Origin of the sequence: Lentimicrobium sp. S6, from assembly GCF_013166635.1 — a bacterium.
Classification (GTDB): domain Bacteria; phylum Bacteroidota; class Bacteroidia; order Bacteroidales; family UBA12170; genus UBA12170.
Window position 1 is genome coordinate 1 of record NZ_JABKBZ010000298.1, and the last position, 382, is coordinate 382.

Annotated in this window: 1 protein-coding gene; it reads right to left on the reverse strand. The window is 38.5% G+C overall.

The window, feature by feature from the left end:
• Nucleotides 1-262 (reverse strand): transposase zinc-binding domain-containing protein (locus HNS40_RS23885; protein ID WP_172284996.1); only part of this gene is annotated, 262 nt, incomplete at its 3' end.
• Nucleotides 263-382: the final 120 nt, after the last annotated feature.

Consider the following 382-nt stretch of genomic DNA (forward strand, 5'->3'; position numbering starts at 1 on the left):
ATAAATCGGCCTCTCTATTAATAATCCACTTTTCTTTATCAATGGCTCCGCATTTTGGGCAATGTCGGTTACGGCAACTGTTAAACGCATCATGAATACTTCCACATTTTGTGCAAGCTTCTGTATGACCACCCATATATTCTGTTCTACATTTCAGTATAGCGTCAAGAGCACGAAGTTTGTATGCTGGAAGCTTGTGATTGCTGTTAAAAGAAGGCAGAAATTGAGAGATAACAGTTGCCAGTTCTGCTCGCCTATTCATTTGATGAACCAAAAAGAATATCCAAGCAACCAAATTTCTTTACCGCATCTACTTGAGCAATATGCAAATACATTAAGGTGCTATGAATACTGGAATGACCGAGCAAGTCTTTTAAAACCA